Source organism: Streptomyces sp. NPDC006174, from assembly GCF_040614075.1.
GTDB lineage: Bacteria > Actinomycetota > Actinomycetes > Streptomycetales > Streptomycetaceae > Streptomyces.
In genome coordinates, this window is the sequence record NZ_JBEXTJ010000001.1 from 390096 (window position 1) to 402869 (window position 12774).

10 protein-coding genes are annotated in these 12774 nt (G+C 72.2%); 7 read left to right on the forward strand and 3 right to left on the reverse strand.

The features are described from left to right. The first annotated feature begins 156 nt into the window (after window positions 1–156). The 5 genes from ABZ267_RS01775 to ABZ267_RS01795 all read left to right on the forward strand — a co-directional run bounded on the left by ABZ267_RS01775 (window position 157) and on the right by ABZ267_RS01795 (window position 5282). Window positions 157–909, forward strand: a complete 753-nt coding sequence (locus ABZ267_RS01775) for a GntR family transcriptional regulator (protein ID WP_356746936.1) — start codon at window positions 157–159, stop codon at window positions 907–909. A 253-nt stretch (window positions 910–1162) separates the two neighbouring features. After that, the gene (locus tag ABZ267_RS01780) at window positions 1163–1363 is read left to right on the forward strand and encodes an SPOR domain-containing protein (RefSeq protein WP_356746935.1); all 201 of its coding nucleotides are present in this window, start codon (window positions 1163–1165) and stop codon (window positions 1361–1363) included. Window positions 1364–1467: 104 nt separating this feature from the next. Next, complete coding sequence (locus tag ABZ267_RS01785; RefSeq protein WP_356746934.1) at window positions 1468–1872, forward strand: NUDIX domain-containing protein; 405 nt, start codon at window positions 1468–1470, stop codon at window positions 1870–1872. Window positions 1873–2011: 139 nt separating this feature from the next. Continuing rightward, a complete protein-coding gene (locus ABZ267_RS01790; protein ID WP_356746933.1) occupies window positions 2012–2521 on the forward strand; it encodes an ATP-binding protein in 510 nt (169 codons plus the stop codon). Window positions 2522–2714: 193 nt separating this feature from the next. Beyond that, window positions 2715–5282, forward strand: coding sequence for a SpoIIE family protein phosphatase (locus ABZ267_RS01795; RefSeq protein WP_356747251.1), 2568 nt, complete (start codon window positions 2715–2717; stop codon window positions 5280–5282). A 38-nt stretch (window positions 5283–5320) separates the two neighbouring features. Here ABZ267_RS01795 and ABZ267_RS01800 read toward each other — a convergent pair whose 3' ends face one another. Then, complete coding sequence (locus ABZ267_RS01800) at window positions 5321–6037, reverse strand: PspA/IM30 family protein (protein WP_356746932.1); 717 nt, start codon at window positions 6035–6037, stop codon at window positions 5321–5323. Between the two features lie 52 nt (window positions 6038–6089). Then, window positions 6090–8258, reverse strand: a complete 2169-nt coding sequence (locus tag ABZ267_RS01805; RefSeq protein ID WP_356747249.1) for a TPM domain-containing protein — start codon at window positions 8256–8258, stop codon at window positions 6090–6092. 325 nt (window positions 8259–8583) lie between these two features. On the opposite strand from ABZ267_RS01805, the gene ABZ267_RS01810 reads away from it, so the two are divergent. Both ABZ267_RS01810 and ABZ267_RS01815 read left to right on the forward strand, forming a co-directional pair. Beyond that, entirely contained in the window at window positions 8584–10095 is a 1512-nt protein-coding gene (locus tag ABZ267_RS01810) for a glycosyltransferase (protein ID WP_356746931.1), read from the forward strand. Beyond that, window positions 10092–11639 carry a DUF6056 family protein gene (locus ABZ267_RS01815; RefSeq protein ID WP_356746930.1) on the forward strand — a complete coding sequence of 516 codons (1548 nt, stop codon included), beginning with the start codon at window positions 10092–10094 and terminating at the stop codon, window positions 11637–11639. Before ABZ267_RS01810 ends, ABZ267_RS01815 begins: the two co-directional genes overlap by 4 nt. On the opposite strand, the gene ABZ267_RS01820 is transcribed toward ABZ267_RS01815, so the two are convergent. Further along, window positions 11623–12762 (reverse strand): DUF6596 domain-containing protein, encoded by a 1140-nt coding sequence (locus ABZ267_RS01820; protein ID WP_356747247.1) that lies wholly within the window; start codon window positions 12760–12762, stop codon window positions 11623–11625. The genes ABZ267_RS01815 and ABZ267_RS01820 overlap by 17 nt on opposite strands. Window positions 12763–12774 lie beyond the last annotated feature (12 nt).

The following is a 12774-nucleotide window of genomic DNA, read 5'->3' on the forward strand; positions in this document are numbered from 1 at the left end:
GCAGGGATTGGCCGGTAAGCGCTCTGGTGTCGTCGGCCGATCCATGCGTGATCCGCTTCAGCGTCATCACATTGAGTGAAACCCTGGCCCATGCTTGCGGTGTGCAACCCACGGTTGTCAGGCTGTTGCAGACTGTCAACCTGTTGGGAGTGGCCTGTGACTTTCGGTGAGCAGCCCGCCTATCTGCGCGTGGCGAGCGATCTGCGGGAGAAGATCGTGAACGGCGCGCTGCCGCCCCATACCCGCCTGCCGTCGCAGGCCCGGATCCGGGAGGAGTACGGGGTCTCGGACACCGTCGCCCTAGAGGCGCGCAAGGTCCTGATGGCCGAGGGGCTGGTCGAGGGCCGCTCCGGCTCCGGTACGTACGTGCGCGAGCGTCCCGTCCCCCGCATGATCGCCCGGTCCGGATACCGCCCGGAGAAAGGCGCCAGTCCGTTCCGCCAGGAGCAGACGGCCGACGGCGTGCGCGGGACCTGGGAGTCCCGCAGCGAGCAGGAGGGAGCGAGCGCCGAGGTGGCCGAGCGGCTCGGCATCGAGCCGGGCGACCGGGTCATGCGGACGCATTACGTGTTCCGCGAGGCGGGCGAGCCGATCATGCTCTCCACCTCCTGGGAGCCCCTCTCTGTCACCGGGCGTACGCCGGTGATGCTTCCTGAGGAGGGTCCGCTGGGCGGCTGCGGTGTGGTCGACCGGATGGCGGCGATCGACATCGTCGTGGACAACGTGGCCGAGGAGGTCGGCGCGCGGCCCGGGCTCGCGGAGGAGCTGCTGGCGCTCGGCGGGGTGCCTGGCCATGTGGTCATCGTGATCGGCCGCACGTACTACGCCTCGGGGCGCGCGGTGGAGACCGCGGACGTGGTGGTGCCCGCCGACCGCTATCGGGTCGCTTATCACTTGCCGGTCAGATGAGTTGACGCCCCGTCGGGTTGTTCCGCTCCTTCGCGAGCAGGGACGATGAGGTCGAGAAGGGGGCGCATCCGGCGGATGCGCCCCCTTCGTCATGGCCGGATGTGTATCTCTTTGTGCAAAGACGCCTGCGCTGAGTGAAGGTCAGGCGTACGCTCGGGCATATGCGCACTGCGGTTTCCTGGGGATCCTTAGAGGCGCGCACGCCGGTGTTGTGTACGTCGGTGTCGCGTACGTCGGTGGAAAGAGGGGCGACATGTGGGGGAGCGACACGATGAGCGACAGCGGTGCCGTGCTCCCGTGGCTGGTGATACGGCAGGACGACGGTGGCAACCGCTATCGCGTCGGCAGATACGCCACGCAGGACGAGGCGCAGAAGGTCGCCGACGGCCTCGACGACCGCAAGCACCGCCAGGTGTACCGGGTGGAGCGCGTGGGACAGGGCGGCCGGGCCTGAGGGTCTGAAGCCCCGCCGAGGTCTTCCAGGACCCTGCCGCGCAGGCGGTAGGGTCCCGCCCGTCCGGTCGGAGCGTTCCGGACGAGGCGAGCGAGGACGGAGCGGTGATGGCGGTGCTGATCGACACGGTGGCCTGGGTGCTGATCGAGGACGGCAGGATCCTCTGTGCCCGGCCGCAGGGCAAGGACGTCTTCTACATCCCGGGCGGCAAGCGCGAAGGCGCCGAGACCGACCTGGAGACGCTCCTGCGCGAGATCGAGGAGGAGCTGACGGTCGGCCTGATCCCGGAGACCGTCGTCCACGCCGGTACGTACGAGGCGCACGCCCATGACGGTCCCGGCGCCCCCCTCGTACGTATGAGCTGCTACTACGCCGACCATCGCGGCGTCCTGGCCGCGAGCAGCGAGATCGAGGAGGTGGCGTGGTTCTCCTACGCCGACCGCCCGCTCGTGCCGCCGGTGGACCAGCTGCTCTTCGACGACCTGGCGGCCGCGGGCGAACTCCGCTGATCCGAGGCCTGTGGCGGCCGCGACCCGGTACGCCCGTCTGCACCAAACGCCGCGCTGCGCGGTAGTAAGCCATAAATGGTGGGTATGGGCTTTTTGTCCCCATTTTTCTGTGGGGTGAGTCCGTGGCCGGCCCCGGGAAGTGATCGGCGTGATCGAGACCGAAGGTGACTGCGCCGAGTGGACCTTCCCGGCCGAACCGGGTTCCGTGCGCAGCGCCCGGCACGCCGTCCGTGACGCCCTGGACTGCTGGGGCCTGGACACGGCGGTCGGTGACCTGACGGTTCTGCTGGTCAGCGAGCTGGTCACCAACTCCCTGCGGTACGCCTCCGGCCCCATCGGCGTACGGCTCGAGCGCACCCAGCCGGCCGCCGGGAGCAACGGATCCGGCGAGCTGACCGGAGACTTCTCCACCGACCTCCGGCTCGCCGCCACCGACCGTCCCCGTACCGCCGACCGCCCGTCCGCCGCCCCCGGACTGCTGGTGGAAGTCTCCGATCCGCTTCCGGATCCACCCACCGAACGCAGTGCGGGACCCGACGACGAAGGTGGCCGGGGACTGCAGCTCGTGGCCTGTTCCGCACGTCGCTGGGGGACTCGTCGCGGAAAGAGCGGCAAGACGGTGTGGTTCGAGCTCGCTCTCCCTGGTTAGGAGTGGGGTGGGACGCACAGCGATCACCAGAGGTCGGGCAGGACCTGGCTGAAAGGGACTGAGACCTTGCTGTGATCGTGAACGCCGTGTCGGTCGGGGCCGTAGTGCTGAATACTGCGGGCAGGACCGGTCCGGTGTGTGAGCTGGAGGGGACGGTCGCGTGAGCGAAATACCTGGGACAACGGGCGACGTCGTGTGGCAGAGCAGTCCGCCCGGCTCGATCTACGACTACATCAGGGTCGCCTCCTTCTCGATCGGGGCCGACGGTCTGATCGAGCAGTGGAGCCGCCGGGCCGCCGGCCTCTTCGGCATGGCCGCCGACGTGGCGATCGGCCGCGACCCGGTCGAGGCCTTCATGCCTGCCGAGCTGCGCATCGACGGCCACCGGAGAGTCGGCGAGATCCTGGACGGCAAGGAGTGGACGGGCCTCGTCCCGTTCCGGATGCCGGGCGAGGGTGGTGCGCACGGGCTCGCCGAGGTCTATGTGATGCCCAGTGAGACAGCGGACGGTGAGCGGGCCGCGCTCTGTATCGTCGTGGACGTCCGCGCGTTGCGCAGGATCGAGACGGACCTCGCCGCCTCGCAGGCCATATTCGGCCAATCTCCGTTCGGCTTCGTGCTGTTCGGTACGGACTTCACCGTCGTCCGCGCCAACCAGCGCTTCGCGACCGTCTTCGGCGGAGCCGCCGACGACCACCGGGGCCGCACGGTCGACGACTACCTCCCCGGCCCGGAGGCCGACCGGCTGGCCGCCACGCTCAAACGCGTCCTGCAGACCGGCGAGTCCGTCACCGACCTCCAGCTGGTCGGCCCCACGCCCGGCGAGACCGGCCGCCGCCACTGGTCCATGAACCTCTACCGGGTGCACAGCGGCTCCGGCCGGCCCGTCGGCGTCGCGGGCCTCGCCACCGATGTCACCCGCCGCCACATCGCCGCCCGCGAGGCCGCCAGCGCCCGCCGCAACCTGGCCCTCCTCAACGAGGCCAGCGCCCGTATCGGCAACTCGCTCGACCTGGAGACCACCGCGCGCGAGCTGCTCGACGTGGCCGTCCCGGGCTTCTGCGACCTGGCCACCGTCGACCTCTACCAGGGCCTGCTCACCGGCGAGGAGGCCGCGCCCGGCTCCTGGGGACCCGCCCACCGCGAGTCCGCCGGCGGTTCGGCGGAGCTGCGCCGGGTCGCCCACGCCAGCGCCGTCGCCGACGCCCTGCCGACCGCCGTGGCCGGCAGCGGCGCGCCGGGCCCGGACGACCTGCCGCCCGCGCTCGGCTCCGTCCACCGCTTCCCGTTCGGCTCGCCGTGCGCCACCGCGCTGCGCTCGGGCCATGTGGAGGCGGTGCCCGGCGACGACATGGGGTTCGTGCAGTCGACGCTCGCCGTGCCGATGGTCGCGCACGACACCGTCGTCGGCCTCGTCCAGTTCTCCCGTACGAAAGGGAGCGAGCCGTTCGGCGAGCGCGACCGGGCGCTGGCCACCGAGCTGGCCGCCCGCGCCGCCGTCTGCATCGACAACGCCCGCCTCTACCGCCGCGAGCACGAACGCGCCCTGATCCTCCAGCGCAGCCTCCTGCCGCCCGGCGACCCCGAGGCCGCCGGACTCGACATCGCCTGCCGCTACCTCCCCGGCAACACCGCCACCGAGGTCGGCGGCGACTGGTTCGACGTCATCGAGCTGCCAGGACACCGCACCGCGCTGGTCGTCGGCGACGTCATGGGCCGAGGCCTGCGCGCCGCCGTCGCCATGGGCGAACTCCGCACCGCCGTAAGGACGCTGGCCCTCCTCGACCTGGAACCCGCCGAAGTGCTCTCCGCCCTGGACGAGGTCGCACGCGGCCTCGGCTCACCGGGCGGCGGCGAGCGCAGCGAAGGGCTCGGCGGCAGCGGAGGCGCCCAGTGGCCCTCCCGCGCAGCCCAGAAGTCCCGCGAGGCGGACCTCTCCGAGGTGTATCTGGCGACCTGTGTGTACGCGGTCTACGACCCGGTCACCCGGCGCTGTACGTTCGCCAACGCCGGCCACCTCCCGCCGGCCGTGGTCGAGCCCGGCCGGCCCGCCCGGCTCATCGACGTACCGCCGGGAATGCCGCTCGGCGTCGGCGGCGAGCCGTTCGAGGAGGTGGAGGTGGAGCTGGCCGAGAACGCGCTGCTCACCCTCTACACCGACGGACTCGTCGAATCCCGCGACCAGCCGCTCGACGAGGGCCTGGACGCGCTGCGCTCGGTGCTCACCGGGCCGCAGATGCCGTTGGAGGACGCCTGCGACTTCGTCCTCTCCACGCTCGACACCCGCCACGGCGAGGACGACATCGCGCTGCTGATGGCCCGCATCCAGGGCCTGCCGGAGGAGGCCGTCGGAGACTGGCGGCTGCCGCGCGAACCCCGTTCGGTGGGCCGCGCACGCGAGCTGGCCCGCTCGCAGCTCATGGCCTGGGACCTGGACGACCTGGTCGACACCACCGAACTCCTCGTCAGCGAGCTGGTCACCAACGCGCTGCGGTACGGCGAAGGCGAGATCCGGCTCCGGCTCCTGCGCGACCGGACCCTGGTCTGCGAGGTGTGGGACGCCGGACTCGTCCAGCCGCGCCGCCGCCGGGCCCGCGACACCGACGAAGGCGGGCGCGGCCTCCAGCTGGTCGGCCTGCTCAGCGCCGCCTGGGGCTCGCGCCGCACGCCGCGCGGCAAGACCGTCTGGTTCGAACTGGCCCTGCCGACCGGTGCACCGGCCGCCGAACTCTCCGTGGAGCAGCTCCTGAGCATGTACTGACCGGTTGCGTGGAGCCTGACTTCAGGAGCTACGACCGGTTACGAGGACCCCGACTTCAGGGCCGCCAGGCGCGCCTCCACCTCGGCGCCGGCGCCCAGGCTGTCCAGCTGCTCGAACTGCGCGTCCAGCGAGGAGGCGGCCAGCTCCTGCTTGCCCAAGGCCCGAGCCTCCTCGCGCCGCACCTTGTCCTCGAAGCGGCTCAGCTCGCTCGTCGGATCGAGCACGTCGATGTCCTTCACGGCGTCCATCATCTGGTTCTGCGCCTGTGCGGACCTGGCGCGCGCCACCAGCTCGTCCCGCTTGGCCTTCAGCTCGGAGAGCTTGGCCTTCATCTGGTCGAGCCCGGTCTTGAGCTTGGCCACCACCTCGGTCTGCGAGGCGATCGTCGGCTCGGCCGTCTTCGCCTCCTGCTCCGACTGGAGCTGCCGACCGAGCGCCACCTTGGCCAGGTTGTCGAACTTGTCCGCCTCCGCCACCGACCCGGCCCCGCGCAGTTCGTCGGCCTTCCGGCTGGCTGCCAGCGCCTTCGAACCCCACTCGGCCGCCGCCTCCACGTCCTCCGTGTGGTCCTGCTCCATCAGCCGGAGGTTGCCGATGGTGGCGGCGACCGCCTGCTCGGCCTCGGCGATGTTGCTGGTGTAGTCGCGGATCAGCTGGTCCAGCATCTTCTGCGGGTCCTCCGCCTGGTCGAGCACGGCGTTGATGTTGGCCTTGGCGAGCTGGGTGACGCGGCCGAGGATGGTCTGCTTGGTCATGGCACGGCTCCTTGGAAGTCGAGATGGTTCGGGCTGTGGTGCTGCCGGTCGTTCAGAAGCGGCCGCCTCCGCCCCGCCGTCCCCGCGTGCCGCCTCCGCCGAAGCTGCCGGGCCCACCACCGAACCCGCCGGACCGGCCACCGCCTCCGAACCCTCCGCCGAAGCCGCCTCCGTAACCCCCTCCGTAGCCTCCGCCCCGCCCGCCTCCGCCGCCGAACAGCCCGCCGAGGATGATCCCGCCGAGCACGGCCCCGCCCATCCCACCGCCACCTCGCGACCCGCCGAAGCCTCCCGGTCCTCCCGGGCCCTGGAAGCCGCGTACGTCCTGCTCGGCGAGGCTCAGTGCCTGCCGGGCCAGCGCGTCCGCCTGCTGGGCCTCGGCCAAGGCGGCCTGCGCGTCACGTTCGGCCAGCGCTCCCGCCTGCTCGTAGCGCCGCTGGGCCTCCGCGAGCCGCGTGCGGGCCGCGGCGCCGACCGCGCCGCGGGTGGTGGTGATGTAGTCGGCGGCCGCGGCGATCGCGGAGCGGGCGGTGAGCAGCGCCTGGTCCAGGAGCGAGCGGGCCCGCCGTCCGCCCTCCTCCCGCTCCCGCGCTCCGGCGAGCGCCTCGTCCAGCGCCGCATCGGCCTCCTCCACCCGGCGCAGCGCGTCGACCGGGTCGTACGGGCCTGCCGCCATCGCCTCCCGTACGTCGGTGAGTACGGCCTCCGCGCGGGCGATCCGGCCCCGGAGGTCGGCGGTGGAGGTGGCCGGCGCGGTGCCTTCGAGGAGGCCGCGCGCGTCGGCGAGGTCGGTCTCCGTCTCGGTGAGCGCGGCGGGCAGCTTGCCGGACGCCTCGGCCGGCTCGGCGGCGCGCCGGTCCACCGCGTCGATCAGCGTGCCCGCCTGGCCGACCGCGCCTTCGGCGGCCCGGATGTAGACGGCGGCCCGTGAATGGTCGGCGGTCTCGACCGCCTGGCGGGCCTGGTCGAGAGCGGACTTGGCGAAGGCGAGCCGGTCCTTCGCCTGCTCCACGGCGCCCGCGACCGGCGCGGCGGTCCCGTCCCCGTACCGCTCCCGCATCTCCGCCACCGTCGCCTCGGCCCCCGACACGCGTCCGGTGAGCGTGGAGAACGTGGTCTCCAGCGTGGCCAGCGCCTCCGGAGCGTCGCGTTCCAGAGCGCGCAGCCGGTCGAAGTCCTCCGCCACCGCGTCGAGCCCCTCGTCGGCGGCCGCGCACCGGCTGAGGATCTCCTCCAGCATCCGGCGGCGGGTCGCGTCGTCCTCCGGAAAGGCGTCATCGAGCTGCTGGCGCAACCGGAACGACCGGGTCAGCTCGTCCTTGGCCCGCGCGACCGCCTTGGTGAACGGCTTCGCCGCCTCCTCGCCGAACTGGGCCGTCGCGAAGCCGAGTTCCTCCTCGCTGGTACGGACCGCGTCATCGGTGTCCACCAGCACCTGCTTCGCCCGCGCGTCCAATTCCTCCAGCGGCACCGGCGGCTCCGGCGCACTCCCTGCCTCCGCCGGCCGTCCCCAGCCGGACGCCGCCGGAGTGGTGCGGGTCGTGGAGCGGCGCTTGCGCCGGGAGTACGCGAACACGGCGAGCGCTCCGGCGCCTGTGACCACCACCACCGGCAGGATGAAGTCACCGGCGCCGGAAGGGCCGGAGGCGCCGGTTCCGGGATCGGACGGGCCCGGTGTGATGGCCGGAGCGGTCGCCGGGCGCCCGGCCAGGACGGAGGCGTATCCGTCCGCCGCACCGATCGCCGCGCCCGCCCAGTCGTTCTCCCGCAGCGCGGGTTCGATCGCGGTGGACGCCACCTCGCGCAGCTGCTCGTCGGTCAGCTCGGAATCCGCGTCCACGGAGTAGGCGTACTGCCGGTCGTGCGTGGCGACGGAGAGCAGCACATCGTCCTGGCCGAGCCCGTTGCGGTCGGCGGTCTCGTCGCTCCAGGTCTGGCCGGAGCGCCCGGAGAAATCGCGTACGTACACCACGAAGAGCTGGATCCGCCGCTCCGCGTAGAGCCGGTCGAGCGCGTCCTCCACGGCGGCGTCCCGGTCCTGGAGCGCGCCGACCCGGTCGGTGATCTGGCCGTCCCGGGAGAGCTCCACCGGGTCCTCCGCACGCGCGTCCACGGCCGCGGGCCCGGCGATCCAGCACACGGCGACGAGCGCGGCGAGGAGCGCGGCGAGCGGCCCGCCGAGCAGAGCCCGGCCGGGTCCGGCGCTCCGGATGCGGTCCACGGATGGCGTCACGTTCGTGAGGCTATGTCCGAGTTTCGGTGCTCGCGACCGGAGCCGCCGCACACCGCCTCGGCACCCCTCCCGACGGCTTTCGCGACGACCTTCCGGCGGCTTCCCGACGGCTTTCGCGACAACCTCTCGACGGCTTCGCGACGGCCTCTCAACCGCCTCCCGACGCGTCTGCGCTGTTCGGATGAAAGGCCGCGGCGGCCCGCGCGTCCGGGCTCGGAAGCCACGGCCTCCTCCTACGGCATGGGCAAATGTAGATAAAAAGCAACAAGACAGGCCCCACGTGGGTGACCCGGCCGCAGCCTGGAGATGTCAGATGACCGGTCTTCAGCTCTCCGTCGTCGTGCCGTGCTTCAACGAGGCCGAGGTGCTCGGCGCCTTCCACACCGAGCTGCTCACCGTCCTCGAAGGGCTCTCCATGCCGTTCGAGATCTGTTACGTGGACGACGGCAGCGGCGACGCCACCCGCGAACTCCTCGCCGCTCTCGCCGGGCGCGACGAGCGCGTCCACTACACCGCCTTCAGCCGCAACTTCGGCAAGGAGGCCGCCATGCTCGCCGGTCTGCGCATGTCACGCGGTGCGGCGGTGGTCATCATGGACGCCGACCTCCAGCACCCGCCGGAGCTGATCCCGCGCATGCTCGAACTCCACCGCCACGGCTACGACCAGGTCATCCCGCGCCGCGACCGGACCGGCGAAGGCGTGGTGCGCTCCACGCTGAGCCACACGTACTACGCCTTGGTGCGGCGGTGCATGGACGTGGAGCTGATCGACGGTTCCGGCGACTTCCGGCTGCTGTCGCGGCGGGCCGTGGAGAGCGTCCTCTCGCTGCCGGAGAGCAACCGGTTCTCCAAAGGGATCTTCTCCTGGATCGGCTTCGACACGGTCAGCTTCCGCTACCGCAACAGCGAGCGCGTGGCCGGCCGGTCGAAGTGGGGCAGCCGGCGGCTGCTCAACTACGGCATCGACGGACTGCTCTCCTTCAACAACCGTCCGCTCCGCCTCGCCATCTACACCGGCTTCTGGGTCTTCGTCTCGGCTCTGGCGTACGCGCTGTGGACGGTGATCACCGTCGTTCTGCACGGTGCGGACACACCTGGCTACGCGACCCTCCTCACCGCCGTCGTCGCGCTCAGCGGCATCCAGCTGGTCACGCTCGGAGTCATCGGCGAGTACGTGGGCCGGATCTACCACGAGGCGAAGCACCGACCGCCGTACGTGGTGCGCGAGACCGACGCGACCTGCCGAAGCCTGCCGGAGCGCCGCCTGCCGGCCGCGCCGCTGATCATCGGCGAGCCGGACGGGCCGGTCGCGAGCGGCACCTCTCCACGGACGCGTACGGCACGCCAGTTCGGCAGCTTCGTCCTCATCGGCTGCGTCAACACCGCCGTCTACCTGGCCGTCTACGCGTCGCTGAACCGCTGGATCCCGTACCTCGCGGCCCATGTCCTCGGCTACACGGTCAGCATCGTCTGCTCGTTCCTGCTCAACTCGTACGTCACCTGCCGGACGCGGCCGACCTGGCGCGCGTTCGTCCGCTATCCGGTCTCCAGCCTGGCCAACCTGGTGGCGTCCGGAGCACTGCTCTACGGCGCGGTCACCGTTCTCGGCATGGACAAGAACCTCGCCGCGCTGGCGGCCGGGATCGTCGTCACGCCGCTCTCGTTCCTGCTGGCGCGCTGGGCGATCATGTCGGGCCGCCGCCGCACGGAGCCGGCGGAGGCCGCTGTGACGGAGAGTCCGGAGAGCCCGGCGAAGCAACAGCCGCTGACCGCACGCCCGATGGCGGACCGGACGCTCGCACCGAGGACCGGCGAGAAGCGATGACCGAGGAGACCCGCAACACGACCACACCGAACGCCGGCCCGGACCACCAGCCACCTCCGCCTCGCACCCGGCCGAGAACCACGCTCTGGCTCAGCGTCCTCACTCTCCCGCCGCTGGCCCTCCTCGCCGCCGCCTCCTGGTTCGGCCGGTGGGTGCGGCCCGGCGCCGACGACTGGTGCTTCCTCCCGGTCGTCCGGGACGACGGCATCTCCGGCCTGGTCGGCACGTTCTACCTCGACGACAACGGCCGCGTCGCCAACGCGCTCCTGGTCGGCGCCTACGCGAAGTTCCAGCTGGCCGGACACCAGTGGTACCCGGCCGTCAGCGGCCTCCTGATCCTCGCCGTCCTCTGGTCGGTGACGGCGCTCGCGGTGCGCCGGGCCGGCCTCACGGTGCCGCGCGGGCTGCCGTTGCTGGTCGCGGCGATGGTGACCGCCGCCTTCCTGTTCGTCACGCCGAACACGTACAAGACGTTCTACTGGCCCGCCGCCTCCGTCTCGCACACCGTGCCGCCGGTCCTCGCCTGCGCCGCGCTGATCCCGCTGCTGCTCGCCCGTACGCGTCGCGGCAGAGGCTTAGCGCTCGCCGTCGCGCTGTTCGCGGGCGCCTTCGTCGCCACACTCTCCGAGGAGACGGCGGTCGTGATGGCGGTGGTGCTGCTGGCCGCGCTGCTGCTCAGCGGCCGGACCGTTCCCGCGTCTTCCCGCTCGTTCGTCCGCCGCTGGTGTGTGGCGGGCCTCGCCGGAACGGTGGCGGGCGCGCTCGTCCTCATCACCTCCCCGGGCTCGCTCCGCCGTCGCGAACGGTTCGGCGCCGAGACCACCTCGCTGCTCGCACCGGACTCGCTCGCCGCCTCGCTGCGCGCCTTCGCGGAGATCACCGTCCAGGTGGTCACGACGTGGCAGTACGTCGGTGCGGTGGCGGTCGGCGTCCTGCTCGGCCTGCTGTGCGAGCGCCGCGACGGCGAGTCCCGCGACGGCGAGTCCCGCGACGCCCACCACGTCGGCCGCACTCCCGCACCACCGGCCCACCGGCCCCTCCTCGCCTGGACCGGCCTCCTCACGCTCCTCATCTCCGGCTACCTCTGCACGGTGATCGCGTATCCGGTCTTCCAGGACCGCGTGAGCGACCCGAGCGCCAACCGGCTGTGGAACGACTACCTCCTCCTGTACGTGGTCCTCCTCGTCGCGGCCGGAGCGCTCATCGGCCTCGCGCTGCGGCAGCACGTACGCCGTACGGCACCGGTCAAGGCCGTGTGTGCCGCGCTCTGTGTGCTGGTCTGCTTCGGCCCGGCGGTCTCGCTGCTCAAGCTGGACACCACCATGCGGGCCCGCGCGGAGAAGTGGGACGCGCAGGACCGGCGGCTGAGGCAAGGAGCGGCCGACGGCGAGCAGGTGATGCCGTACCGGCGGCTCGTCGTCAGCGGCATGCTGGAGCCGTTCAGCAAGGCGGGCACCAGCTACTGGCCGGGCGGCTGCGTGGCGGACTTCTACGGTCTCGAGCGGGTCACCGACGGAACACGCGGTCCTACGGCAGCGAATTGAGCCGGGCCGCCTGCCGCGTCAGATGGTCGCGCTCGGCGACGTTCTGCGCTTTCCGAGCGGCCTCGGCGTAGAGCTTCGCCGCCGTCTCCAGGTCGCCGTCGCGCTCATGGAGGTACGCGGAGACCGCCACGTACCGCGGCAGCGCGCCGTCCACCTCCGCCAGCGCGGCGAGCCCGGCGCGCGGCCCGTCCGCCTCACCCACCGCCACCGCACGGTTCAGCCGCACGACCGGGCTCTCCGTCAGCCGGCACAGCTCGTCGTACCACTTCACGATCTGCACCCAGTCGGTCTCGGCGGCGGTCGGCGCGTCGGCGTGGAGCGCGGCGACGGCGGCCTGGGCCTGGTACGCGCCGAGCCGGTCCCGGGCCAGCGCCGCCTGGAGGATCTCCACGCCTTCGGCGATCGCCGCCGTGTCCCACCGGCTCCGGTCCTGCTCTGCCAGCGGGACCAGGCTGCCGTCAGGTCCGGTGCGCGCGGCCCGTCGGGCGTGGTGGAGCAGCATCAGAGCGAGCAGTCCGGCCACCTCCGAATGGTCGACCGCGGCCGCGAGCTGCCGCGTGAGCCGGATGGCCTCGGCGGCCAGGTCCAGGTCGCCGGAGTAGCCCTCGTTGAAGACCAGGTAGAGGACGTGCAGCACGGTGGCGACATCGCCGGGCCGGTCGAACCGCACGCCGGAGACCGTCCGCTTGGCCCGGCTGACGCGCTGTGCCATCGTCGCCTCGGGCACCAGATAGGCCTGCGCGATCTGCCGCGTGGTGAGCCCGCCGACGGCTCGCAGCGTGAGCGCGACGGCGGACGACGGCGTCAGCGAAGGATGCGCGCAGAGGAAGTAGAGCTGGAGCGTGTCGTCCGTGCCGGAGGCGGGCCCGGGAGCCGGCTCCTCCTCCACCGCGTCCTCGCGCCGCCGCCGCGCGCTCTCGGCCCGCGTCGCGTCCAGGAACCGCCGCCAGGCCACGGTGACCAGCCACGCCTTCGGATCGCGCGGCGGATCGTCGGGCCAGACCCGCACCGCCTCGATCAACGCCTCCTGGACGGCGTCCTCGGCCGCCGCGAAATCGGCTCCGCGGCGGACGAGGACACCGAGCACGCCCGGGATGAGGGACCGGAGCAGCGGCTCGTCCATCGGCTCGGCCCC

Bases quoted from the DNA above. Each gene is read 5' to 3' on its own strand.
- ABZ267_RS01800 (WP_356746932.1), bottom strand. From the start codon at position 6,037: ATGACCAAGCAGACCATCCTCGGCCGCGTCACCCAGCTCGCCAAGGCC.
- ABZ267_RS01780 (WP_356746935.1), top strand. From the start codon at position 1,163: ATGTGGGGGAGCGACACGATGAGCGACAGCGGTGCCGTGCTCCCGTGG.
- ABZ267_RS01820 (WP_356747247.1), bottom strand. From the start codon at position 12,762: ATGGACGAGCCGCTGCTCCGGTCCCTCATCCCGGGCGTGCTCGGTGTC.
- ABZ267_RS01815 (WP_356746930.1), top strand. From the start codon at position 10,092: ATGACCGAGGAGACCCGCAACACGACCACACCGAACGCCGGCCCGGAC.
- ABZ267_RS01810 (WP_356746931.1), top strand. From the start codon at position 8,584: ATGACCGGTCTTCAGCTCTCCGTCGTCGTGCCGTGCTTCAACGAGGCC.